The following is a 22,368-nucleotide window of genomic DNA, read 5'->3' on the forward strand; positions in this document are numbered from 1 at the left end:
GGCCGTTCACTTCCGCAGCCGCACTTCGAACGCGTCCCGCAGCCCGTCACCGATGAAGTTGAACGCGGCGACGACCAGCACGATCGCGATGCCCGGCGGGAAGATCAGCCACCAGTAGCCGTTCTGCGTGTAGGTGATGCCGGCCGACAGCATCGACCCCCAGTCGGCCGACGGCGGCGGGATGCTCAGGCCGAGGAACGCGAGATAGCTGACGTAGAGGATCGCGTCGGCGATCTGGAAGGTGCAGTTGACGATGACCGTGCCGATCGCGTTCGGCACGATGTGCCGGAACACGGCCCGTGCGCCGCCGCCGCCCATCATCCGCATGGCCTGCACGTACTCGCGGTCGCGCAGCGAGAGCGCCTCGCCGCGCACCAGGCGGGCGGGGGAGAGCCACGCCACCGCCGCGATGATCATCACGAGTACGCCCTTGCTGGGCGTGATGATCGCGGCCACCACGACCAGCAGGAACATCGCGGGGATGGCGAGCGCGGCGTCCGTGATCCGCATCATCGCCGCGTCGACCCAGCCGCCGAAGTAGCCGGAGATCGCGCCGTAGACGGTGCCGAAGAGGGTGGCGAGCAGGCCCGCCGCGAGGCCGATCTCCAGCGACGTCCGCCCGGCGACCATGAGGCGCCCGACCATGTCGTAGCCGAGGTCGGTGGTGCCCAGGAGGTGGCCGGCGGTGCCCGGCGGCAGGTTGGCCCGGGACAGGTCGGTGTGGATCTGCTCGGTGTCGTACATCAGCGGCCCGAGGTAGCTGAACGCCAGCAGCAGGAGCAGCACCACCACACCGGTCAGGGCGAGCTTGTTGCCGGTGAAGACCTGGAGGGTGCGGCGGGCCAGCGACGGCGTGGCCCGCGCGGCGTCCTCGTGGCCCGGCGCGGTGACAGGGGTGACCGTGGTACTCATGCGACGCTCCGTATCCGGGGGTCGAGGACGGCGTACAGGACGTCGGTGAGCAGTGACCCGACGACGGTGGCGACTCCGACGACGAGCGTCACGCCGAGCAGGACGGGGAAGTCGGAGCCCTGCGCCGCGTTCCAGAACAGCAGCCCCATGCCGGGGTAGTTGAACATCGACTCGACGACGAGGGCGCCGCTGAAGAGGGTCGGCAGATAGAGGCCGAGGAGCGTCGCGAGCGGGATCAGCGCGTTGCGCAGGACGTGCCGGACCATGATCCGGCGGCTCGACTGGCCCTTGGCCATCGCCGTGCGGACGTACTCCTCGGTGAGGTTGTCCAGGACCGCCGAGCGCATGTAGCGGCTGAACATCGCGATGATGCCGAACGCCATCGTGACCACCGGGAGCACCAACCCGGCGAAGTCGCCGAGGAGTTCGCCGACGGACTCGCCCTGCGGTGCCTCGGCGGGCAGGATCGGCAGGACCTGCGCGAACAGGATGATCATGATGAGGCCGAGGAAGAACACCGGCGTCGCGTACATCAGGAACGCCAGGCCGGTCAGCGCGTAGTCCGCCGCCCTGCCCCGCCGTACGGCCTGCAGCAGGCCCAGCGGGACCGCGATGACGACCGCGAGGACGGTGGACAGGACGGTCAGGAGCAGTGTCTTCGGCAGGCGCTGTGCGAGGAGGTCGAAGACCGGCGAGTTGAGTTTGAAGGACTCGCCGAGGTCGCCCGTCACCAGCCGCTTCAGGTACATCAGGTACTGCGTGGGCAGCGAACGGTCGTAGCCCTGCTGATGGTTGAAGTGCTCGATCTGCTGCGGGGTGCCCTTGGGGCCGAGGATGGCGCGCGCGGGGCCGCCCGGCAGCAGGTGCAGGAGCACGAAGACGATGACCGACACGAGGAAGAGGACGACGATCGCCTGGAGGAGGCGCTTGACCAGAAAGCCGGTGAAGCCGGTCACTTCTCAACCCCCTTCTTCTTGACGTAGTACCAGTGCTGGGGCGCGAAGGTGACGGTCGGGTTCTGCGAGACCCCGCGCAGGTCGTTGCGGATCACCGAGACCTGGTACGCCGGGTTGGGCATCCACATCACGGGGAGCTGCTCGGCGAGGTACTCGCCGTACGCGTGCACGGCCTTCATGTCGGGGGAGTACTGCACGCCCCGGATGACGCGGTCCGCCGTCCTGTCGCTGTAGTTGCCGAAGTTGGCGGACGCGCCGGTCGAGAAGAGCTGCTCGCCGCTGGGGTTGAGCGGGTAGTACCAGCTGCCGGCCGTGCCGAAGAAGGACATGTCCCAGTCGCAGCCCGGGTCCTTCGCCTTGCACGGCACGCTGTTGCCGAGCACGGAATTGAGCGGCTGCTGACGCACGGTCAGGTCGATGCCTGCCTTGGAGAGCGACGACTTGAGCTCCTGCATCATGTTCGTCGTCTCGGTGGAGCCGGACTGGGAGAGCAGGGTCAGCTTCAGCGGGGTGCCCTTGCCGATGCCCTTGCCGCACCGGTCCCCGCCCGTCCCCGGCCGCACGCAGCGCGCCGTGCCGTCCTCGACGCGCCAGCCGTGCCCGCGCAGCAGCGCGGTGGCCTTGGCGACGGAGAACGGGTACGGGTCGTGCGCCATCTTCTCGGACAGGTACTGGCTCTTCGGCGTGACCGGCACCGGGCCCAGCGTCGGGGTGGCGCTGCCCTGCCAGATGACGTCGCTCATCGCCTTCTGGTCGACGAGGTGCTGCATGGCCCGGCGGATGTAGAGCTGGTCCATCATCGGGCCGCCGTGCGTGGAGTTGAAGTTGTAGACGATGTACGTCGCCGCCCAGCCCTCCCACGGATCGACGCGGTACCCCTTGTCCTCGAACTTCTCCTTCTGCGCCATCACCGACGGCGGGATGTAGCCGTAGTCGACGCCGCCGGACCTGAGCACGTTGTACTCGGAGTCGGCGGTGGTGAAGGGCTTGAAGACCACCTTGTCCAGGTGCGGGCGCTCGGACGCCGGGCCGGTGAACTTCTCGTTCGGCACGATGGTGACCTGGCCGCTGTCCCGCCAGCCCGCCAGCTTCCAGGGCCCGTTGACCGTCTTCCACAGCGGGTCCGAACCGTAGGAGCCGAGGCTCTTGGCGTGCCGCGTCAGACGCGCGAAGACCGCCTTGGCGCCCGCCGGGGTGCGGTCCCAGTCACCGATCCGGCCGCCGTCGGTCTTGGCGTCCCAGGCGTGCTGGGGCAGCGCCCGCAGCAGGGTGAGCTGGTTGGCGGTGAACCAGTCCGGGTTGTACGCGCGGGTCAGGCGCAGCCGCACGGTGTGGTCGTCGAGCGTCTCGAACCGCTTGACGTTGTCCGGCATCGTGCCGACCGAGTAGTTCCCCCACTCCGCCTTGTTGGCCTTGACCAGATGGAACCAGAACTCCAGGTCGCGGGCGGTGACCGGCTTCCCGTCGGACCACTTGACGCCCTCGCGCAGCGGCACCGTCACGGTCTTGTTGCCGTCGCTGTAGGTCGGCTCCAGGCCCAGGGTGCCCGGCCCGTGCGTGGTCAGCTCGCCCTTCGCCCTGTCCTGCACGGCGTCGTACACCGGGGTGAACAGCAGCGACTGGATCCCGTAGTTGTACGAGGCGCCGTAGCCGGGCGCGCCGATCGGGAAGATCCAGTTGGGCGTCGCGGCCGGCGGGAGCGCCATCCGGGCGGTGCCGCCCTCGACGGGTGTGCCGCCGGTGGGCCCCATGTCGATGCGGCCGCCCTCGCGGGTGCAGCCGGTGAGGGCCGCCGCGAGGACGAGCAGCGCGGCCGCCGCGGACCTGAATGAGCGCATGGCGATGGGCCTCCAAGGGGTACGGGGCCGGCCCGTGCCGGAGAACGACGGGGCGGCGCCCGAACGCTAGGCCGGACGCGAAAAACAAGTCAATAGCTTCATTCGGCAAGAAGTGGAAAAGCGGGAAGGTCTGGTCAACTTGGTTCGGTGCGATCTACTGTTCGTCTTGTTCTCGAATGAAAGCATCGAACCAACCGGCGTCACGGCACCGGGCGTCACGGCAGTGCGGTCACGCCGCTGCGGTCACGACACCGGGCGTCATGGCAGCGCGGTCACGGCAGCGCGGTCACGGCACCGCGCGTCGCCGTGCCGGGCGGGCAACAGGGAAGCAACTGGGGGCGGGCATGACCGGAACACCACTCGGCGAGCCGGGTTCGGGGCAGCACATCGTGCACCTGGTCTCGTCGGGGGCGGCCTCGTCCCGCGCCGACCTCGTGCGCGAGCTGGGCCTCGCCCCCTCCACCGTCTCGCTGCGCGTGCAGGAGCTCGTCGACGCCGGGCTGCTCACCGAGTCCGGCGAAGGCGCCTCCCGCGGCGGGCGCAGGCCCCGGCTGCTGCGGGTGGCCGCGCACGGCGGCGTCGCCCTCGCCGCCGACCTGGGCAGCCACCACGCGCGGCTCGGCGCGGTCGGCCTCGGCGGCACCGTCACCGACGCCGTCGACCTGCCGCACGACATCACCGCCGGCCCCGAGTCCGCCGTCGACTGGCTCTGCGAACAGGCGCGGACACTCGTCGCCCGGCAGCGCGCGCAGGGCCGCACCGTCCGGGCGTTCGGCGTTGCCTTCCCCGGCCCCGTGCAGCCCGCCACCGGCCGTGTCCTGAGCCCGTCCCGGATGCCCGGCTGGCACCGCTACCCGCTGCGCGACGTCCTCGCCGAGCGCCTCGGCATCCCCGTCACCGTCGACAACGACGCCACGATGATGGCCGTCGGCGAGCACCGCGTCGCCCGGCCCGAGCTCGACCACCTCGTCGTCGTCAAGGCGGGCCGCGGCATCGGCAGCGGGATCGTCTCCGCGGGCCGCCCGCACGACGGCGCCAACGGCAGCGCGGGCGACATCAGCCACGTCCGCGTCGACGCGGCGGGCGACCGGCCGTGCAGCTGCGGCAACATCGGCTGCCTGGAGACCGTCGCCAGCGGTGCCGCCCTCATCCGCGAACTCGCCCAGCAGGGCGTCGAAGTGGCCGACACCAGCGATCTGCTGCGGCTCGTCGCGGACGGCGACCCGCAGGCCACCACCCTGGTGCGCACCGCGGGACGGCACATCGGCACCGTCCTGTCCGTCGTCGTCAACTTCTTCAACCCGCAGGCCGTCGCCCTCGGCGGCGTCCTCGCCACCGCCGAACCCCTGGTCGCCGCCGTCCGCGGCGTCCTGTACGAACGCTGCCTGCCCCTCGCCACGGCCGACCTGGAGATCACCACGACCGTGACCGGCGTCGACGCCGGCCTCCTCGGGGCGGGCCTCACCGCCCTGAGCGAGCACCTGCACGCCGCGGCCGCACCCGCCACCGCCCCGGCCCCCCGCACCCCCGCACCCCAGGAAGAGAGCGCACCCGCATGACCCCCGCCCCGCACCACCGCCGCCTGCGCATCGGCATCGGCGGCATCGGCATCGAGTCGTCCACGTTCTGCCCGCACCGCTCCACCGCCGACGACTTCCGCCAGACCCGCGGCCGTGACCTCATCGACCGCTACACGTGGACCCGGCCGGACTCCGACCTCGCGGACACCGTCGAATGGGTGCCCCTGCTGCACGCCACCTCACTGCCCGGCGGCCCCGTCGAAGCCGAGTCGTACCTGACCCTCAAGGACGAGCTCGTCACCCGCATCCGCCGGGCGGGCCCGCTCGACGGCCTGGTCTACGACATCCACGGCGCGATGAGCGTCGTCGGCCTCACCGACGCCGAGGCCGACCTCACCGAAGCGGTACGCGCGGCCCTGGACTTCGTCGGCACCCCGGACGGCACCGGCCGCCCGATGATCTCCGCCGCCATGGACCTGCACGGCAACGTCTCGCGCCGCTTCGCCGAGCCGATCGACCTGCTCACCGCCCACCGCCTCGCCCCGCACGAGGACGCCTGGGAGACCCGCGAGCGCGCGGCCCGCAACCTGGTGCGCTGCCTGCGCGACGGCACCCGGCCGCACCGCGCCTGGGTGCAGGTGCCCGTCCTGCTGCCCGGCGAGAAGACCAGCACCCGCCTGGAGCCCGCCGCGTCCCTCTACGCCTCGCTCGCCGAGATCGAGCGCCTGCCCGGCATCCTCGACGCCGCCCTGTGGGTCGGCTACGCCTGGGCCGACGAACCCCGCTGCCAGGCCGCCGTCGTCGTCACCGGCGACGACGCCGAACGCGCCGCCGCCGAGGCCGCCCGGCTCGCCCGCCGCTACTGGGACGCCCGCCGCGACTTCGTCTTCGTCGGCCCCACCGGCACCGCCGAGGAGTGCATCGCGCGGGCGGTCGCCTCCGACCGGCGGCCCTTCCTGATCAGCGACTCGGGCGACAACCCGACCGCGGGCGGCGCGGGCGACCTCGCGTACATGCTGGGCAAACTGCTCGACCACGACGACATCCGGGCGGGCCGGGTCACCGCCGTCCACCCCGGCATCACCGATCCGGTCGCCGTCGCCCGCTGCTTCGACGCCGGCGTCGGCGCGGAGGTCACCCTCGGCGTCGGCGGCAAGGTCGACGCGCAGCACGGCGGGCCGTACGAACTCACCGGCACCGTCGTCGCGTTGCAGCGCGCCACCGACCAGAAGGACCGTGCCGAGGGCGGCGCCTACGACCGCGGTGTCGACATGGCGGCCGTACGCACCGGAGGCCTCACCGTCATTCTCGTCGAGCGCCGCAAGCCGTTCCACACCCTGGCCGACTTCACCGGCCCCGCCGACGGCGGCCTCGGCATCGACCCCCGTACGTACGATCTCGTCGTCGTCAAGATCGGCTATCTTGAGCCCGAGCTCCACGACATGGCGGCCGACTGGCTCCTGGCCCTCACGCCCGGCGGCGTCGACCAGGATTTGCTGCGCCTCGGCCACCACCGGGTGGAGCGCCCGCTGTACCCCTTCGACGAGGACGCGTACGACGGCAAGGCGCCCGACGCGACGCCGACCCTGCTCGCCCCGCTCGCCGCGCCCGCTCCGTGAGAAGGGGGTTCACCTGCGCGAACGGGTCTGCGAGGGTGATCCCTCCGATCCGTCCGCGGCGCGCCCGCAGCGCACCCCGAGCGCACCCGCAGCGCGCCGCAACGCATCCGCAGCGCAGAGGAGCCCACCCGTGAAGCGTGCCGCCACCCTGTCCGCCCTGGTCTGTCTGCTGGCCGTCACCGCCGCCGCGCCCGCGTCGCCCGACGCGGCCCGGCGGCCGGACCGGCACCACGGAACCCTCCTCGACGCGGTCCCGAAGAAGGGCGTCCTGAAGGTTTGCACGACCGGCGACTACGCCCCGTTCACCAAGCTCGACCCCGCCGATGGCACCTACAGCGGGGTCGACATCTCGATGGCGCGCGACCTCGCGAAGAGCCTGGGGGCGAAGCCCGAGTTCACCGCCACCACCTGGGCGAACCTGACCAAGGACGTGGCGGCGGGCCGCTGCGACATCGGCGTCGGCGGCGTCTCGATCACGCTGCCGCGCGCCCGTCAGGTGTACTTCGGCGAGCCCACGCGCGAGGACGGCAAGACGCCCGTCGTGCGCTGCGCCGACAAGGACAAGTTCGGCGCGGGCACCCTCAAGGACATCGACAAGCCCGGCACGAAGGTCATCGTCAACCCCGGCGGCACGAACGAGGACTTCGCCCGGGCCCACATCAAGCGGGCGAAGATCACCCTGCACCCGGAGAACACCACGATCTTCAAGGAGATCGTCGAGGGGCGCGCGGACGTGATGATGACCGACGCCAGCGAGACGCTCTACCAGTCGAAGATCCACCCCGAACTGTGCTCCCTCCACCCCGACAAGCCCTTCACCTTCTCGGAGAAGGCCTACGCGCTGCCGCGCGGCGACGACGAGTTCAAGGAGTACGTCGACCAGTTCGTGCATCTCGCGAAGCACGACGGCACCTACGCCAGGTACGAGGAACAGTGGATGAAGTGAGCCTTCGGGCCGTCCGCCGCACCGATGGCGTCGCACATCCGCATGACCCTCGTACTCCCCACGGCGTCCACCCGGCCGTGAGCAGGGACGCGGTCGCCGCCCGCGTGTCACGGGCAGGGAACGCACCAGCCACGTGTCCACCTGCGCCCGGCACTCCCGCTCGTGCCGCTCCAGCCATCCCTCTGCCGGAGACATCTCGGAGACTTCCCGGGACGTTTCGAAGACCCGCCGGAGGCCTCGCGGAGATCCTCCGGAAGCCTGGCGGGACCGTTTGGACCGGTGGGCGCGGGGGACGTGGTCATCATGACCGTCGACAAGAACACCGTGCTTGTGCTGGACAGTTCGGAGCCCGAGCGGCTCGCCGAGTTCTACGCGGGGCTGCTGGGGGCGGAGGTCCGGCCGGGCAAGGACCCCGACTACGTGGAGATCACGAACGACCGGGGCGTCTCGTTGTCCGTGCATCGCGAGCGCGACTACGTGCCGCCGAGCTGGCCCCGCCCCGAGGACTCCCAGCAGGCCCACTTGCGGATCATGGTGGCCCGCGCGGACATGGACGAGGCGGAGCGCGAGGCGATCGGCCTGGGGGCGCGTCCGGTGGACACGAAGGACAACAGCGGTCCGCGGGACACGCGGGTCTACGCCGATCCCGCGGGGCACTCCTTCACGCTGGCCGCCGCCCCCGAGTGAACGATTCTCCTTGAACTCCCGGCACGAGCTTCGGACTTCCGGCACGAGGGCCGGCCCCCGGACATGGGTGAGGGGCCGATGCGGGGAACATTCCCCGCGTCGGCCCCTCACTCCTGTCCGGGATACGCGACCTCAGACGGACCGGTGGTACTGGTCCGGCACGTGCACGTCGGCGCCGAGTTCACGTGCCGCGCGCCGCGCCCACGAGGGGTCGCGCAGCAGCTCGCGGCCCAGCAGGACCGCGTCCGCCTCCCCGTTGGCGAGGATCTTCTCGGCCTGCTCGACGTCGGTGATCAGGCCGACCGCGGCGACCGGCAGCTCCGTCTCGGCCTTCACGCGGGCCGCGAACGGCACCTGGTAGCCGGGCCCGACGGGAATTCGGACGCCTGCCGCGTTGCCGCCGGTGGAGACGTCGAGGAGATCGATGCCGTGCTCCTTGAGCTCGGCGGCGAAGCGCACGGTGTCGTCCGCCGTCCAGCCGGACTCCGCCAGCCAGTCGGTGGCGGAGATGCGGAAGAAGAGCGGCTTGTCGTCGGGCCACACGGCCCGCACGGCGTCGACCACTTCGAGCGCGAACCGCGTGCGGTTCTCGTACGAGCCGCCGTACTCGTCGGTGCGGCGGTTGCTGTGCGGGGAGAGGAACTCACCGATCAGGTAACCGTGGGCGCCGTGGATCTCGGCGACCTCGAAGCCGGCGTCCAGCGCCCGCCGCGCGGCGTCGGCGAACTGCCCCACCACGGAACGGAGCTCCTCGGCGGAGAGCTCGGAGGGCACCGGATGCCCCTCGTCGAAGGGGACGGGGCTGGGGGCGACGGGCCGCCAGCCGTGGGCGTCCGGGCCCACCGGGGCGCCGCCCTTCCAGGGGCGGTCGGTCGACGCCTTGCGGCCCGCGTGGGCGAGCTGGATGCCCGGGACGGTGCCCTGGCCCTTCAGGAAGTCGGTCGTGCGGCGGAACGCCTGCGCCTGGGTGTCGTTCCAGATGCCGAGGTCGTACGGGCTGATGCGGCCCTCGGCGCTGACCGCGGTGGCCTCGACGATGATGAGGCCCGTGCCGCCGGCGGCGCGCGCCGCGTAGTGGGCGAAGTGCCAGTCGTTCGGGGCGCCGGCCCCGGCCCCCTCCGGTGCCGCCGAGTACTGGCACATCGGCGGCATCCAGACCCGGTTCGGGATGGTCAGCGATCGCAGGGCGTAGGGCTCGAACAGCGAGCTCACGGCGGGCTCCATTCGTCGGGATGCGTCGGGGCTGAAGTGCTCCTCGTACGATAGACCTCGTAGTACGGCGGATGTCAAACTACGATGCCTCTCGTACAATGAGGCGACAATGAGGCGCAGGGAATGCCCGGAGGTCAGGGTCTCGGGGCCGACAGGACGAAGTGGAGCCGCCATGACGACCGCCGCCGCGACCGGCAGCGCGAGCAGCAGGACGCTCGCCCACCCCGAGCCCGCCGCTGTCCGCCTGGAGACGGTGCTGCACGCGCTCGCCGACCCGATGCGGATGCGCGTGGTGCGGGCGCTCGCGCGGGAGGAGGGGGCGGCCGGGCTCTCCTGTTCGTACTTCGACCTGCCCGTCACCAAATCGACGTGCACGCACCACTTCCGGGTGCTGCGCGAGAGCGGCGTCATCCGGCAGATCTACCGCGGCACGGCCAAGCTGAACGTGCTGCGCCGCGACGACCTCGACGCCCTCTTCCCCGGCCTGCTCGACAGCGTCCTGGCCGCGGCGGACCGCCAGGCGGCACGCCTCGGCGACGAGGTCTGAACCGGCGGGCGCGGGCCCCGGCCCCTTAGCCCGGTCCGCCTAGGGGGTGTCCCGCATGCCGCCCGCCGCGGTGCGCAGCCCCGCCCAGTCCGGGATCTTCACGATGCCGCGGCCGAGCGAGTGGCCCAGTGCCGCCTCCGCGTGTTCGATCGCCAGCCAGCCCGGCCACTCGACCGGTTCCTGGCCCGCCGCCCGCAGGGCGGTCAGCGGATCCCCGGACAGGGGTCTGCGGACGAGGGCGGGGGCGTCGTCCAGGAGGGACTGGGCCGTCTCCTTGGCGCACGGGCGGTTCGTGCCGATGACGCCGGTCGGGCCGCGCTTGATCCAGCCCGCCACGTACTCGCCGGGGGAGGGCACGCCGTCGCGCAGCACCCGCCCCGCCGCGTGCGGCACCGTGCCCCGGTCCGGGTCGAACGGCAGCCCCTCGATGGGCACACCGCGGTAGCCGACGGAGCGCAGCACCAGTTGCCCGGGGATGTCCTCGTACGCCCCCGAGGCCGTCACCCCGCCCCGGCCGTCCGGCAGCGTCCGCTCGAACCGGGTGCCCGCGACCCGGCCGCCCGCCCCCGCCACCAGCGCGACTGGCCGCAGGAAGAAGCGCAGCCTGAGCCGCCGGGGCAGGCCCCGCGCGGGCCGCTCGGCCCAGCCGCGCAGCACTTCCACGTTGCGGCGGCTCGCCGCGGGCAGGCCCGACGGGTCGGCGTACGCGGGGTCCAGCGCCAACTCGGCCGGATCCACCAGGACTTCGGTGTCCGGCAGCGCGCCGAGCTCGCGCAGTTCCTTCGTGGTGAACCGCGCCTGCGAGGGCCCGCGCCGGCCCACCATGGACACCTCGCGCACCCGGCTCTGCGCGAGCACGCCGAGCGCCGCGTGCGGCATGTCGGTCGGGAGCAGTTCGGCCGCGCCGCGCAGCAGCATCCGGGCGACGTCCACGGCGACGTTCCCGACACCGATGACGACGGCGGACTCCACGTCCCGTACGAAGGCGTCGGGCGCGGACGCGTCCGCCAGGGCGTCCGGGTGGGCGCTGTACCAGGAGACGAACTCCGTCGCCGAGTAACTGCCGGGCAGGTCCTCGCCGGGCACCCCGAGCCTGCGGTCCGCCGCCGCGCCGACGCAGTACACCACCGCGTGGTAGAGCCCGAGCAGCCGGGCCGGCGGCAGCGCGCCGGGGCCGATCTCCACGGCGCCGAGGAAGCGCACCCGCTCGTGCTCCAGGACCGTGCGCAGGTTGTTCTGCAGCGACTTGATCTTCTCGTGGTCCGGCGCGACCCCGTAACGGACCAGCCCGTACGGGCACGGGAGGCGGTCGAGCACATCGACCCGCACGTCCGGCACCCGGTCCTGCTGGACGAGGGACTGTGCGGCGTACACCCCGCTGGGGCCCGAACCGACGACGGCGACGTGCAGCACGGCGGTGCTCCTTCCGCGAGGTGGCCCCGGGACGGTTTCAGGATCGCACCGGGGGCCCGGGATGTCAGGGAGCGTGCGCCGGTCGGTGCCTGCGCTGTCAGGGTGCCGTGCCGCGCCTCCTCGACGTGCCCGTGCGTGCCGTACCCGGACGGGGGCCGCCGCGCCGATAGCGTGCGTGTGTGCGGAACAGATCATTTGCTGATGTTTCTGATCACTATCGACCCGATGCCGCCGAACCCGACGGGCCGACCTGGTGGGAGCTGGCGGGACGCGGGACCGCCGCGGCGCAGTGCGCGGCCGAACCGCAGGAGGCCCTGCTGCCGCCCTCCTTCCGTGTCCGGCTGACCTTCAGCGACGGGGCCGACGTCGATGTGCTCGCCGTGGTGTCGCACGGCCGCATCGCCGTCCAGGACCTGCACGCGCGGCCCCCGCTCTCCTCCGACGACTTCGCCGCGCTCGTCCACTGGATCGAACGCCCGCTGGCGGACGGCGCCCCGCCCGGCGCGGACGCGCACATGGCGGAGGCAGGCGGGGCGCAGCCGTCCGGGACGCGGCCGCCAGGCGTTCCGGTACGCCCGGACGAGACACCCGCCGCCCACCGGGCCCGGCCCGCGTGGCCGCGCGGGAGCGCGGGGCGCCGGTTCGTGGCCGAGGCCTACCGCGCCGCGCAGCGCGAGGGCCGGGACCCGGTGCTCGCCGTGATGTGCGCGACCGGGCACAGCCGCCGCAAGTCGCTCCGGCTGATCGCGGGGGCGCGGGACGCCGGGTTCCTCGCGCCGCGGCACAACCGGAGGTAGGCCGGGGGCCGAGCGGCCGCCCCCGGGTCACTCCATCTTCCGCATCCTGCTGATCTCGCTCGACTGCTGCGCCACGATGTCGTTCGCCATCTCCTCGACCTGGATGTTGTTGCCGTCGGAGAGCACGTCCCCGGCCATGGTGATCGCCCCGCTGTGGTGCGTGATCATCAGCTTCAGGAAGAGCTCGTCGAACGCCTTGCCCTTGGCCGCGCGCAACTGCTTGAGCTGCGCCGCGCTCGCCATCCCCGGCATGGAGGCGTGGTCGTGCCCCGCGTGCTCGCGCGGGCCGCCGTGGTTCTTCAGCCAGCCCTTCATGGCGCCGATCTCGGGCCGCTGCGCGGCACCGATGCGCGACGCGAGCCGCTTGACGCGGTCCGACTCCGCCCGCTTCGGGACGAGTTCGGTCATCGTCAGGGCCTGACCGTGATGCACGATCATCATCTGCGTGTAGCTGAAGTCGGCCGAGTTGGGGGAGTCGTCCTCGGCCCGCTGCTCCGCCGCGTCCTCCGCGGACATCGTCGCCGCCGTCTCGCCCGGCTTGCCCGGCGCGATCACCGAAGGGCCGGACGGGGCGGACCGCTCGGCGTCGGAGCCGCCGCCGTCCCCGGCGGAGTCGCACCCCGCGAGGGCGAGGGCGGCGGCCGTCAGGAGCACGGTGAGGGCAGGGGTACGGCGGTGGGGCACAGCGACCTCCTGTGGCGCGTGGGCGAGTTGAAGTCTGTGGATCATGCGGCCGGCGCGCGCCCGGTACGCCGTCGGCGCGCGACCCGTATGCCGTCGGCACGCTACCGGTCCGTGATCGGCACGCCACCCGTGCGCGATCGGCGCGCGGGCGGGCACCGTCGACCGGAAGCTCGCGCTACAGGCGTCTGCCGGAAGCTCGCGTTACAGGTTCGTTTCCCTCTGTTGATCTGTGCATGATGAGCACGATACTGCGGGTGTCCGTGAACCGTTCGACCGTGAACGGCGACAAGGGAGGACGCAGTGACCCTGTTGAACACCCCCGGAACTCGGCGCAGACGCCTGGGAGTCGGAGCGGCGGCGGCCGGACTGCTGGCCGCGCTGCTGACCGCCGCGCCGGCCGGCGCCATCCCCGACCCCGGTGACAGCCCGTCGGCGCCGAAGAGCGTCTCCAAGAGCGACGCCGCCCAGACGAGGGAGGCCATCGCGCGCGGCGAGATACCCGCGCCCGACGAGGTCGTCCACTCGGACAACATCGAACATCTGGCCAACATCCCCAAGGACGCGCTGCCCGGTCTCAACACCGACCTCGCCTTCCAGGGGAAGTACGCCTTCGCCGGCAACTACGACGGCTTCCGCATCTACGACATCAGCAACCCCAAGGCCCCCCGCACGGTCTCGCAGGTGCTGTGCCCCGGATCGCAGAACGACGTCTCCGTCTCCGGGAACCTGCTCTTCCTCTCCACGGACTCCTCGCGCAGCGACAACTCCTGCAACAGCACCACGCAGCCCGCCACGGAGAAGTCCTCCTGGGAGGGCATGAAGATCTTCGACATCAGCGACAAGGCGAACCCCAAGTACGTCTCCGCCGTGGAGACGGCCTGCGGTTCCCACACGCACACGCTGGTGCCGGAGCGGCGGAACGTCTACCTGTACGTCTCCTCGTACTCCCCGAACGCGACGTTCCCCGACTGCCAGCCGCCGCACGACGGCATCTCGGTCATCAAGGTGCCGCGCAAGGCGCCGCAGAAGGCCGCGGTCGTCAACTTCCCCGTCCTGTTCCCCGGTGAGGGGCCCGACGGCGGCGGCAACCCGGGCGGACCGACCAACCCGGGTGTCTCCAAGACCACCGGCTGCCACGACATCACCGTGCTGCCCTCCAAGGACCTCGCGGCCGGCGCGTGCCTCGGCGACGGCATCCTCTTCTCCCTCAAGGACCCGGAGAACCCGCGGGTCATCGACCGGGTGCAGGACAACGCCCGCTTCGCGTTCTGGCACTCGGCGACGTTCAACCAGAAGGCCGACAAGGTCGTCTTCACCGACGAGCTCGGCGGCGGGTCCGGCGCCACCTGCAACGAGGCCACCGGGCCCGAGCGCGGCGCCAACGGCATCTACGACATCAGGGGCAAGGGCGACAAGCGCAAGCTGGTCTTCCAGAGCTACTTCAAGATTCCGCGCCACCAGGCCGACACCGAGAACTGCGTGGCCCACAACGGCTCGCTGATCCCGGTCCGGGGCAAGGACCTCATGGTCCAGGCGTGGTACCAGGGCGGCGTCTCCGTCTGGGACTTCACCGACTCGAAGAAGCCGAAGGAGATCGGCTACTTCGAGCGGGGCCCGCTCACCACGGACCGGATCACCACGGGCGGTTCCTGGTCGGCGTACTACTACAACGGCCGGATCTACTCGAACGACATCGCCAAGGGCCTCGACGTCCTGAAGATCAACGACAAGCGGACCGACCCCGGACAGCGGGTGCGCCTGGACGAGCTCAACGTCCAGACGCAGCCCGACTACTTCGACTGACGGCCGGCGTTCGGCCGTCCCCTTGACGAAGGCCCGTCCGGCGGGCGCAGCGTCCCCCGTGCCGTCATGGCACGGGGGACGTCCGTCGGGCCGGGCCGCTCAGTGCGCGAAGCCCCAGTCGAGGATCTTGGTGGCGTCCTCGAAGCGGGTCTTGTCGGTGGCCAGGACCGCGCCGACCAGCGTGCGGCCGTCCCGCTTCGCGGCGAAGACGAGGGCGTAGCCCGCCTCGGGACCACTGCCGGTCTTGATCCCCAGGGCGCCGTCGTACGTGCCGAGGAGCTGGTCGGTGTTCACCCAGGTGTAGTACCGGGTGCGGCCGTTGGCGGCCGGGGCCTCGGTCTTGAACTGCCGCTGCTTGACGACGTCCTGGAACACCGGGAGCAGCATGGCGCGCTGGCCGAGTTTGGCCATGTCGCGGGCGGTGCTGCGGTTGTCGCCGTTGGAGATGCCGTCGACCGAGTCGAAGTGCGTCCCCTTCAGGCCCAGTTGGTCGGCCTCCTCGTTCATCTGCCGGACGAAGTCGGCGACGCGCGCATCTACCGTGTCCCCGGTGCCGAAGGTGTCGGCGAGCGCCCGCGCGGCGTCCGCGCCGGAGGGGATCAGGGCGGCGTACAGGAGTTGACGGACGGTCAGCTTGTCGCCGGTCTGGAGGTCGGCCGTGCTGGCGCCGACCTTCGCGACGTAGTCCCGGTACTCCTGCTTCACCGGGACCTGCCGGTCCAGCGACTCCGGGTGTCTGAGTACCACCAGGGCGGTCATGATCTTGGTGGTGCTGGCCATCGGCACGCTCTCGTCGGCCTTGGCGCCGGCCCACAACTCCCGCTCCTGGCTCCCGTCGCGGGCGTCGAGGAGGAAGGCGTGGTCGGCCCGGGCGACGGGGTCGGTGCGGTCCTGCGTGTCCGTCGCGTCCTGCGCGGCCCGGGGCTGTCCGACGGGCGTGACGGCCCGGGTGTCCTGCGGGGTGCTGTCGTCGACGGAGTGGGGGGCCTGGTGCGTGGCCGCCTGGGCGAGGCCGCCTGCGGTGACCGGCAGCACGGCCCCGATCAGCGCGACCGTCGCGAACCTGGCCCCGGTCCGGTGGATCCGGCCGGGGCGGGCGTGGGAACCCATGGGCATCCCTTCTCTCCGGCGCAGGGGAACGCCGGCGGTGCAAGGTGAATTCGGTGCCCTAGGAATCTACTTGTGGATCGACGGCCGGTGTCAAGATCGCTTTGTCATGGGTGGGTAACAGGAATCCGGGGCGCGACACGGGGAATCGCCGCACGAGTGCACAGGGAATCGCCGCTCGAATTTCGGGCGCGCGGAATTCTGAAGCGACGTCAGGAGTCCCGCCCGGGCGCCGCCGTGTTCGTACGCATCCCCGGACCGGCCGGCTCAACGAGTCCGTGCGAAGGGGTGACTTGCCAGGTCAGTGACCGGGCCCGTGCGCCAAGACCGTCATGTCCGTGCCGCCGTCCACGCATCGCGAAAGAACGATTCACGGCGCGAACGGCGCACCATGGCGAAGGCCTTTTCCCCGATTTGGCGGCAGCGGGAAGGGTGTGCCAGGGCATCACGCCGGTACGTGAAGGCAGGCAACGGAAGCATTCCGTCTGCCCTTTCGGGCAGCCGGACGGCGGATTCTCGGGGGCGCCGGGCCGAATGCGGCCGCGGAGGCTCAGCCCTTCTTCAGCTCCTCGGCGAGCATCACCAGGATGCCGCTGGGGCCGCGGACGTACGTGAGCTTGTAGACGTCCTCGTAGGTCGCCACGCCGCGCAGCGGATGGCAACCGTGCCTGGCGGCGATCGCCAGGGCCTCGTCGAGGTTGTCGACGGAGAAGGCGACGCGGTGCATGCCGATCTCGTTGGGCAGGGTCGGCTCCGTCTCGATCGCGTCGGGGTGGAGGTACTCGAAGAGTTCGAGGCGGCCCTGACCGTCCGGCGTCTGGAGCATGGCGATCTTCGCGTGGTTGCCGTCGAGGCCGACGGCCGTGTCGGTCCACTCGCCGCGGACCGTGTCACGGCCGAGGACGGTGAGGCCCAGGTCGGTGAAGAAGGCGATCGTCGCTTCGATGTCCCGGACGGCGATGCCGACGTTCTCAAGTTTGATGCCCATGCGCCGCATGCTACCGAGCCGGGAGCCCGCGCCCGCCCGGCCACGGGCCGACATGCCCGCCTAGTGAAAGCGCCCGGGGCAGCTCGCCGGGGTACCGGTGGGCGCAGGCCCCGCCGGGGGGAAGCCGAGGGCCCAGTCGAGTCCGTACCGCTGGAAGAGCTCGGCCCGCAGGGTCTCCAGCGGCATCGGCGCCCCCGGGATGAGCAGCGCGAAGACCGCGCCCATCAACAGCGCGCGCAGCAACGGGTACTCCCGGTCGACATCGGCCGATCCGTAGCGCTCGACGGTGTCGCGCAGGAGCTCCGCGAGGCGCTGCTGCTCGGGGCACTGCACGAAGCCCTCCGCCTGGAGGATGCCCGCCATGTGGGTGCGCATCAGCAGGGGTTCGTCGCGGGCCAGGCCCAGAATCCCGTCGACGGCCCGCGCCAGCCGCTCGCGCCCGTCGTCGGTGCGCGGCTCGCGCTCCAGCGCCGCCTCCAGCGTGCGGTGCATGAGCCGGTGCACCGCCGACTGCAGCAGCTGGCGCTTGCCGGGGAAGTAGTACGACACGAGCCCGCGTGCCGCGCCCGCCCGGTCGGCGATGTGCCCGAGCGTCGTGGCCTCGTACCCGTGTTCGGCGACCAGCTCCACCGTGGCCTGCAGCAGCCGCTCCCGGGAACGTCTGCGCAATTCTTCATTGACCGACGGGCTACGCGGGGACATTCTGTAACTCCTGCGTTGACTGGCTCTGAGCCAATATACTCAGTGAGACCCGGGAGGGCGTCTTTGACGAGGCGCCGCGCGGGTCGTGGACGCCTTGGGCAGGCAGCACCGCGGGGGAGTGTTGCCTGCCCACAGGCGTGCCCGCGCGCGCCGCCGCGCCCCGCTCTCCTCGCCGATCCGGCCGGGCCTCCTTACAGTGGGCCGGGGGGCCGAGGAGGCTGACTGACATGGACCAACAGCAGATCCTGTCCCGGATCACGGCCATGGTCGAGGACGAGAAGAAGCTGCGCGACTCCCTGGCCGCGGGCGAGATCGACGGGCCCACCGAACGCGAGCGCCTCGGCACCCTGGAGCGGGAACTCGACCAGTGCTGGGACCTGCTGCGCCAGCGCCGCGCCAAGAGCGAGTTCGGCGAGGACCCCGACGAGGCGCGTGTGCGGCCGTCCGGCCAGGTCGAGGGGTACCGCTCATGACGACGGCGGGCTGAGGTGGGGGACGGCGGGACGGCGCGCGAGACCCGGGTGAAGCTGTGCGGCTGCGCCCGCAGCGCCCGCCAGCCGTACTGCGACCGCTCCGGCCCCTGCGGCGCCACCGGCCCCGGCTGACGCCTCACCCGACCAGGTCGAGCACCGGCCGCAGCGCGTCGGGGCGCCGCTCCACCTCGCGGTGGTCGACGAAGCGCACCGCGCACCCGAGGTCCGCCGCGCCGCTGTCGGCCCGCCGGTCGTCGCCGACCATCAGGGCGTCCCGCGGATCGACGCCCAGCGCGTCGCAGGCGACCGCGAAGAGCCGGGCATCGGGTTTCTGGATGCCGTGCTCGTACGACAGGACGTACGCGTCGACGTGACGGTCGAGGCCGTGCGCGCGGAAGACCGGCCGCAGGTCCCACCCGATGTTGCTGACCACCGCGACGCCGACCCCGCGCTCGCGCAGCCCGGCGAGGACCTCCGCCGCGTCGGGATAGGGGTGCCAGGCCGCCGGAGCCATGTGGCGTTCGTACAGCGCGTCGTAGAGCCGCGGGTCCGGCAGCGGCACCTCGCGGGCCAGACCCGTGAACGCGGCACGGTGCAGCCCGGCGCTCCGGTCACGGGTCGCCCACGCCGTGGCGAGATGCTCGGGCACGGTGTGCGGAGCGGCGCCGCCAGGCAGTGCGCCCGCCCGCTCCAGCGCCGCGGCGACCCGCTCCGACTCCGCGTCCGCCAGCGCCACGCCGAGCCCGCCGAGCGCTGCCCGCAGCCAGGACCCGGCCGGCTCGATCCGGAACAGCGTCCCGGAGAAGTCGAAGAGCACACCCTTGATCGTCATGTCGGTCTTCCTCCGCGGTCGGCGGGCGAACGGTCAGCCGGTGCCGGCGGTGCGCCTGCCCGGGCCGTACGCGTCGTACGTCGCGACGGCCAGTGCCACCGTCATCGCGCCGAGCAGCCAACCGCCCAGGACGTCCGAGGGCCAGTGCACGCCCAGCCAGATCCGGGTCAGGCCGACCCCGACGACGGACACCGCGGCGAGGGCCAGCGCGGCGCGCCACACGGCGCGGCCCGCGCCGTGCCGGTGCAGCAGCCACAGCAGCAGCCCGCAGACCACCACCGCCGTCATCGCGTGCCCCGAAGGGAAGGCCGCGTAGTGCGCGGAGTCCACCGGGTCGGGCCACACCGGCCGCGGCCGGCCGACCGCCGCCTTCAGCCCCTGCTGGAGCGCCGAGCCGAACGCGCAGGCGCCGGTGAGCCAGAGCGCGAGCCACCACGCGCCGCGCGCGGCGCACCACACGACCACGACGGCGATCAGGGCGCGCAGCGTCCACGGGTCCCAGACCCAGTCGGACAGGATCCGGTTGGTCCGGGTCACACCGGGGGAGTCGACCGCCCAGCGGTGCGTGGTGCGGGAGATGTCGCCGTCGAGCGAGAGCAGCGGGCGCCACTCCAGCGCGACCAGGACGAGCAGCAGCAGCGCGGGCACGCCGAAGGCCGCCGCGGTGAGGGCGGCACGGGAGCCCGGGGGACGGGTCGGGGAGTCGGTGGGCGCGGAGTACATGGACAGATCCTCGCCGAAGGAGCGGCCTCGCGGCCATCGAGGGGACCCGGCGCGGCGGATGTCCCGGGTGCGGCCGGTCGTCGGTTCGTCAGGTCCGCCTGCCCGGCGGCCCCGGCCGGGCAGCGGGGCGTGCGCGGCGGACCCCGGGCGTGTCCGGACCTTGCGGCTACGCCCTAGCCCAGCGCGCGCAGCCCCGGCACGAAGGTGACCAGGACGGGAATGACCGGCACCAGCGCCGCCGTCGCCGTCAGGCGGATCCGGCGCCCGGTGGTGAGGCGGGGGCGTGCCGAGAGCAGCCGGTGCACACGCTGCGGGACGTGCGCGTGCTGGGCCGGGCAGGGCCCGAACACGCCCCGGTCCTCGTTGAGTTCGACCAGGGCGAGGGCGATCGTCAGCCGCCCGAAGCGGCGCGAGGCGACGTCGTCGGCGGCGAGCTCCACCAGCCGGTGCATCTCGTCGCGGAACGCCGCGAAGACCCGGACCTGCGGGAAACCGACGGCCAGCGCGCCCGAGCAGTGCAGCAGCCAGTCGTGCCTGGCCTGCGCGTGCCCCTGCTCGTGGGCCAGCACCGCGTCGAGCTGACGGCCCTTCAGGCGGCGCAACGCGGCCGTGGTGATGACCAGTTGCGGCGCCTGGCCGGGCAGCCACCAGGCGTCGGGGCGCTCGCCCTCCAGGACGACCAGGCGGTTGCTGCCCGGCTCCTCGCCGGGCAACAGCGGGGAACGCACCAGCAGTTCGGCCCTGCGGCCGGACCGCCGGGCCCGCGCCCGGACGATCTCCCGGGTCAGCATGGCCGCCGTCCAGATGCCGCCGCAGGCCAGCGCCACGGCGGTCGCCGCCGCCCAGGGGCCGGGCGCCTGAAGGGCGTAGGCCTCGACCACGGCGTGCGGCGCGGGGGCGAAGACGTGACCGCGCACGGCCTGCCACGCGGCGGCGGCGCTCAGCGTCATCGAGAGCGCGCAGCAGAGCAGGACACCCGCCACCACGCACTGCCAGGCCCACAGGGCGACCACGGGTTCGCGCTCCGGCCAGTCGGCCCGCGCGAGCATCCGGGGGGCGAGGACAGCGGTCAGGGCGCCCAGCAGCAGCAGTGCGACGGGGACCATCATGGGTTCAGCCTATGAGGGTCGGGCTGTCCAGGGGTATGGCCTCCCACGCCAAGTGACGCACGCCACGGCCGACACGGGTGTATTTCCCGTACGGGTGACGACCCCGGAACGGGCGCCGGGACGCCGTAATGTGCTGACGGTGATCGAGACCATCGTGTTCGACGTGGGGGAGACCCTCACCAAAGACGACCGCTACTGGGCATCCTGGGCGGACTGGCTGCAGGTTCCGCGTCACACCGTCTCCGCGCTCGTGGGAGCCGTCGTCGCGCAGGGCGGGGACGGCGCCGACGCGCTGCGGCTGATCAGCCCGGACATGGACGTGACCGCCGCCTACCACGCGCGGGCGGCGGCGGGGCGCGGCGAGCACCTGGACGAGACGGACCTGTACGCGGACGTCCGGCCCGCGCTCGGCGGCCTGCAGAAGCTCGGCGTCCGGGTCGTCGTCGCCGGGAACCAGACGGCGCGCGCCGGTGACCTGCTGCGCGACCTGGACCTGCCCGCCGACCTCGTCGTCACGTCGGGCGACTGGGGCGTGGCCAAGCCGGACCCGGCCTTCTTCGCCCGCGTCCTGGAGATCTCCCAGGCGGGCCCGCACGAGACGCTGTACGTCGGCGACCACCCGGCCCACGACGTGTACCCCGCCCGGCAGGCGGGGCTGCGCACGGCGCACATCCGGCGCGGGCCGTGGGGGCACTTCTGGGCGGACGACCCGGCCGTCGCCGAGGCGGCGGACTGGCAGATCGACGGTCTCATCGCGCTCTCGGCGCTGATCGGCCACTGACCGCCGCCCACGGAGACCGCAGAGGCACCCCCTACAGGGTGAGCAGCATCGCCACCATCCCGATGCCCATCGACAGGCGGCACGCCAGCGCCACCTCGGAGCGGTCCGCCCACCCGCGCACCGCGGTGCCGCCCGCCGTGGCGACCGCCCGGGGGGCGAGCCGTACGCCCGACCACAGGACGTACCCCGCGAAGTAGAGCAGGAGGGCGCCGGTCAGCAGCGGCACGCCGGCGCCGCCGTGGCCCGCGTGCGCGCCCGGCGCCGTGGCCATCGCCACCGACATGTAGACCATGGCGGACGCGCCGACCAGGTGGTGGAGGTGATGGCGGTTCGTGCGGGCCGCCCACACGGTGTGCAGCGCGGCGGCGCCGAACACCGCCGCGTACGCCAGCCAGGCCCAGCGCGGCGGCGCCACCACGGCCGCGGGCAGGGCCATCACCGCCATCCCGAACCCCATGAGCGCCTCGCCGCCCGCCGTGCGGCGCTGTTCCTCGATCCGGCTGCGCATCCGCAGCAGACAGTAGGCCCCGGTCGCCGCGCACAGTGCGACGAGCAGCCAGGCGGCCTGTGCCGGTCCGTGCACCGCACCCTCCCCTGTCGACGGTGTACGTCGGGTCGATGCCCCGGCCCGTGCGCCCGTACGCGAGCGCACGGGGGTGCAAGGGGAGCACGGGGGGAGCGGTCGGGCCGTCGCGCACGGCTCCGACGTGCCGTGCGGG

General features: G+C 72.5%; 22 protein-coding genes. 9 read left to right on the plus strand and 13 right to left on the minus strand.

The features are described 5' to 3' along the window. Positions 1-6: 6 nt before the first annotated feature. From ACFYXE_RS19465 to ACFYXE_RS19475, 3 genes are read right to left on the minus strand one after another with little or no spacing between them, the layout of a single operon-like run. The gene (locus ACFYXE_RS19465; RefSeq protein WP_389313897.1) at positions 7-912 is read right to left on the minus strand and encodes an ABC transporter permease; all 906 of its coding nucleotides are present in this window, start codon (positions 910-912) and stop codon (positions 7-9) included. Further along, positions 909-1,868 (minus strand): ABC transporter permease, encoded by a 960-nt coding sequence (locus tag ACFYXE_RS19470; RefSeq protein ID WP_389313900.1) that lies wholly within the window; start codon positions 1,866-1,868, stop codon positions 909-911. Before ACFYXE_RS19470 ends, ACFYXE_RS19465 begins: the two co-directional genes overlap by 4 nt. Beyond that, positions 1,865-3,706, minus strand: coding sequence for a peptide ABC transporter substrate-binding protein (locus ACFYXE_RS19475; protein WP_389313902.1), 1,842 nt, complete (start codon positions 3,704-3,706; stop codon positions 1,865-1,867). Before ACFYXE_RS19475 ends, ACFYXE_RS19470 begins: the two co-directional genes overlap by 4 nt. Before the next feature lie 344 nt (positions 3,707-4,050). On the opposite strand from ACFYXE_RS19475, the gene ACFYXE_RS19480 reads away from it, so the two are divergent. The 4 genes from ACFYXE_RS19480 (at position 4,051) to ACFYXE_RS19495 (ending at position 8,478) form a co-directional block, all read left to right on the plus strand. Continuing rightward, positions 4,051-5,265 carry an ROK family protein gene (locus ACFYXE_RS19480; RefSeq protein ID WP_389313904.1) on the plus strand — a complete coding sequence of 405 codons (1,215 nt, stop codon included), beginning with the start codon at positions 4,051-4,053 and terminating at the stop codon, positions 5,263-5,265. Further along, positions 5,262-6,845 (plus strand): M81 family metallopeptidase, encoded by a 1,584-nt coding sequence (locus ACFYXE_RS19485; RefSeq protein WP_389313906.1) that lies wholly within the window; start codon positions 5,262-5,264, stop codon positions 6,843-6,845. Before ACFYXE_RS19480 ends, ACFYXE_RS19485 begins: the two co-directional genes overlap by 4 nt. 130 nt (positions 6,846-6,975) lie before the next feature. After that, positions 6,976-7,791 carry a transporter substrate-binding domain-containing protein gene (locus tag ACFYXE_RS19490; RefSeq protein WP_389313908.1) on the plus strand — a complete coding sequence of 272 codons (816 nt, stop codon included), beginning with the start codon at positions 6,976-6,978 and terminating at the stop codon, positions 7,789-7,791. 303 nt (positions 7,792-8,094) lie between these two features. Next, positions 8,095-8,478, plus strand: coding sequence for a VOC family protein (locus tag ACFYXE_RS19495; protein WP_389313910.1), 384 nt, complete (start codon positions 8,095-8,097; stop codon positions 8,476-8,478). Positions 8,479-8,610: 132 nt separating this feature from the next. Here the strand turns inward: ACFYXE_RS19495 and ACFYXE_RS19500 are convergent, their stop codons facing one another. Next, positions 8,611-9,690: an NADH:flavin oxidoreductase/NADH oxidase gene (locus tag ACFYXE_RS19500; RefSeq protein ID WP_389313911.1), complete on the minus strand. Its 1,080-nt coding sequence runs from the start codon at positions 9,688-9,690 to the stop codon at positions 8,611-8,613. A 172-nt stretch (positions 9,691-9,862) separates the two neighbouring features. On the opposite strand from ACFYXE_RS19500, the gene ACFYXE_RS19505 reads away from it, so the two are divergent. Next, positions 9,863-10,237 (plus strand): ArsR/SmtB family transcription factor, encoded by a 375-nt coding sequence (locus tag ACFYXE_RS19505; RefSeq protein WP_389313913.1) that lies wholly within the window; start codon positions 9,863-9,865, stop codon positions 10,235-10,237. A gap of 39 nt (positions 10,238-10,276) precedes the next feature. Here the strand turns inward: ACFYXE_RS19505 and ACFYXE_RS19510 are convergent, their stop codons facing one another. Continuing rightward, the gene (locus ACFYXE_RS19510; RefSeq protein ID WP_389313915.1) at positions 10,277-11,650 is read right to left on the minus strand and encodes an FAD-dependent oxidoreductase; all 1,374 of its coding nucleotides are present in this window, start codon (positions 11,648-11,650) and stop codon (positions 10,277-10,279) included. A 179-nt stretch (positions 11,651-11,829) separates the two neighbouring features. Between ACFYXE_RS19510 and ACFYXE_RS19515 the strand changes: the two genes are divergently transcribed. Further along, a complete protein-coding gene (locus ACFYXE_RS19515) occupies positions 11,830-12,447 on the plus strand; it encodes a DUF6214 family protein (RefSeq protein WP_389313917.1) in 618 nt (205 codons plus the stop codon). A gap of 27 nt (positions 12,448-12,474) precedes the next feature. Here the strand turns inward: ACFYXE_RS19515 and ACFYXE_RS19520 are convergent, their stop codons facing one another. Then, positions 12,475-13,176, minus strand: coding sequence for a DUF305 domain-containing protein (locus ACFYXE_RS19520; protein WP_389313919.1), 702 nt, complete (start codon positions 13,174-13,176; stop codon positions 12,475-12,477). Positions 13,177-13,431: 255 nt separating this feature from the next. On the opposite strand from ACFYXE_RS19520, the gene ACFYXE_RS19525 reads away from it, so the two are divergent. After that, positions 13,432-14,934, plus strand: coding sequence for an LVIVD repeat-containing protein (locus ACFYXE_RS19525; RefSeq protein ID WP_389313921.1), 1,503 nt, complete (start codon positions 13,432-13,434; stop codon positions 14,932-14,934). 99 nt (positions 14,935-15,033) lie between these two features. On the opposite strand, the gene ACFYXE_RS19530 is transcribed toward ACFYXE_RS19525, so the two are convergent. From ACFYXE_RS19530 to ACFYXE_RS19540, 3 genes are all read right to left on the minus strand, one after another. Continuing rightward, positions 15,034-16,044: a D-alanyl-D-alanine carboxypeptidase family protein gene (locus ACFYXE_RS19530; RefSeq protein ID WP_389313923.1), complete on the minus strand. Its 1,011-nt coding sequence runs from the start codon at positions 16,042-16,044 to the stop codon at positions 15,034-15,036. Positions 16,045-16,591: 547 nt separating this feature from the next. Continuing rightward, positions 16,592-17,029 (minus strand): VOC family protein, encoded by a 438-nt coding sequence (locus ACFYXE_RS19535; protein ID WP_389313925.1) that lies wholly within the window; start codon positions 17,027-17,029, stop codon positions 16,592-16,594. 60 nt (positions 17,030-17,089) lie between these two features. Further along, a complete protein-coding gene (locus ACFYXE_RS19540; protein WP_361180133.1) occupies positions 17,090-17,731 on the minus strand; it encodes a helix-turn-helix domain-containing protein in 642 nt (213 codons plus the stop codon). A gap of 227 nt (positions 17,732-17,958) precedes the next feature. On the opposite strand from ACFYXE_RS19540, the gene ACFYXE_RS19545 reads away from it, so the two are divergent. Beyond that, entirely contained in the window at positions 17,959-18,204 is a 246-nt protein-coding gene (locus ACFYXE_RS19545) for a DUF2630 family protein (RefSeq protein WP_361180131.1), read from the plus strand. Between the two features lie 136 nt (positions 18,205-18,340). Here ACFYXE_RS19545 and ACFYXE_RS19550 read toward each other — a convergent pair whose 3' ends face one another. The 3 genes from ACFYXE_RS19550 to ACFYXE_RS19560 all read right to left on the minus strand — a co-directional run bounded on the left by ACFYXE_RS19550 (position 18,341) and on the right by ACFYXE_RS19560 (position 20,868). After that, the gene (locus tag ACFYXE_RS19550) at positions 18,341-19,036 is read right to left on the minus strand and encodes an HAD family hydrolase (RefSeq protein ID WP_389313927.1); all 696 of its coding nucleotides are present in this window, start codon (positions 19,034-19,036) and stop codon (positions 18,341-18,343) included. A gap of 33 nt (positions 19,037-19,069) precedes the next feature. Then, a complete protein-coding gene (locus ACFYXE_RS19555) occupies positions 19,070-19,759 on the minus strand; it encodes a phosphatase PAP2 family protein (protein ID WP_389313929.1) in 690 nt (229 codons plus the stop codon). 173 nt (positions 19,760-19,932) lie between these two features. After that, positions 19,933-20,868: a M56 family metallopeptidase gene (locus ACFYXE_RS19560; RefSeq protein ID WP_361180124.1), complete on the minus strand. Its 936-nt coding sequence runs from the start codon at positions 20,866-20,868 to the stop codon at positions 19,933-19,935. Between the two features lie 139 nt (positions 20,869-21,007). Between ACFYXE_RS19560 and ACFYXE_RS19565 the strand changes: the two genes are divergently transcribed. Then, complete coding sequence (locus ACFYXE_RS19565; protein ID WP_361180121.1) at positions 21,008-21,649, plus strand: HAD family hydrolase; 642 nt, start codon at positions 21,008-21,010, stop codon at positions 21,647-21,649. A gap of 31 nt (positions 21,650-21,680) precedes the next feature. On the opposite strand, the gene ACFYXE_RS19570 is transcribed toward ACFYXE_RS19565, so the two are convergent. Beyond that, positions 21,681-22,232, minus strand: a complete 552-nt coding sequence (locus tag ACFYXE_RS19570; protein ID WP_361180118.1) for a DUF5134 domain-containing protein — start codon at positions 22,230-22,232, stop codon at positions 21,681-21,683. Positions 22,233-22,368 lie beyond the last annotated feature (136 nt).

Source organism: Streptomyces sp. NPDC002564 (assembly GCF_042889645.1).
Classification (GTDB): domain Bacteria; phylum Actinomycetota; class Actinomycetes; order Streptomycetales; family Streptomycetaceae; genus Streptomyces.

Bases quoted from the DNA above. Each gene is read 5' to 3' on its own strand.
- ACFYXE_RS19465 (WP_389313897.1), bottom strand. From the start codon at position 912: ATGAGTACCACGGTCACCCCTGTCACCGCGCCGGGCCACGAGGACGCC.
- ACFYXE_RS19475 (WP_389313902.1), bottom strand. From the start codon at position 3,706: ATGCGCTCATTCAGGTCCGCGGCGGCCGCGCTGCTCGTCCTCGCGGCG.
- ACFYXE_RS19480 (WP_389313904.1), top strand. From the start codon at position 4,051: ATGACCGGAACACCACTCGGCGAGCCGGGTTCGGGGCAGCACATCGTG.
- ACFYXE_RS19485 (WP_389313906.1), top strand. From the start codon at position 5,262: ATGACCCCCGCCCCGCACCACCGCCGCCTGCGCATCGGCATCGGCGGC.
- ACFYXE_RS19495 (WP_389313910.1), top strand. From the start codon at position 8,095: ATGACCGTCGACAAGAACACCGTGCTTGTGCTGGACAGTTCGGAGCCC.
- ACFYXE_RS19505 (WP_389313913.1), top strand. From the start codon at position 9,863: ATGACGACCGCCGCCGCGACCGGCAGCGCGAGCAGCAGGACGCTCGCC.
- ACFYXE_RS19520 (WP_389313919.1), bottom strand. From the start codon at position 13,176: ATGATCCACAGACTTCAACTCGCCCACGCGCCACAGGAGGTCGCTGTG.
- ACFYXE_RS19530 (WP_389313923.1), bottom strand. From the start codon at position 16,044: ATGGGTTCCCACGCCCGCCCCGGCCGGATCCACCGGACCGGGGCCAGG.
- ACFYXE_RS19535 (WP_389313925.1), bottom strand. From the start codon at position 17,029: ATGGGCATCAAACTTGAGAACGTCGGCATCGCCGTCCGGGACATCGAA.
- ACFYXE_RS19540 (WP_361180133.1), bottom strand. From the start codon at position 17,731: ATGTCCCCGCGTAGCCCGTCGGTCAATGAAGAATTGCGCAGACGTTCC.
- ACFYXE_RS19545 (WP_361180131.1), top strand. From the start codon at position 17,959: ATGGACCAACAGCAGATCCTGTCCCGGATCACGGCCATGGTCGAGGAC.
- ACFYXE_RS19550 (WP_389313927.1), bottom strand. From the start codon at position 19,036: ATGACGATCAAGGGTGTGCTCTTCGACTTCTCCGGGACGCTGTTCCGG.
- ACFYXE_RS19555 (WP_389313929.1), bottom strand. From the start codon at position 19,759: ATGTACTCCGCGCCCACCGACTCCCCGACCCGTCCCCCGGGCTCCCGT.
- ACFYXE_RS19560 (WP_361180124.1), bottom strand. From the start codon at position 20,868: ATGATGGTCCCCGTCGCACTGCTGCTGCTGGGCGCCCTGACCGCTGTC.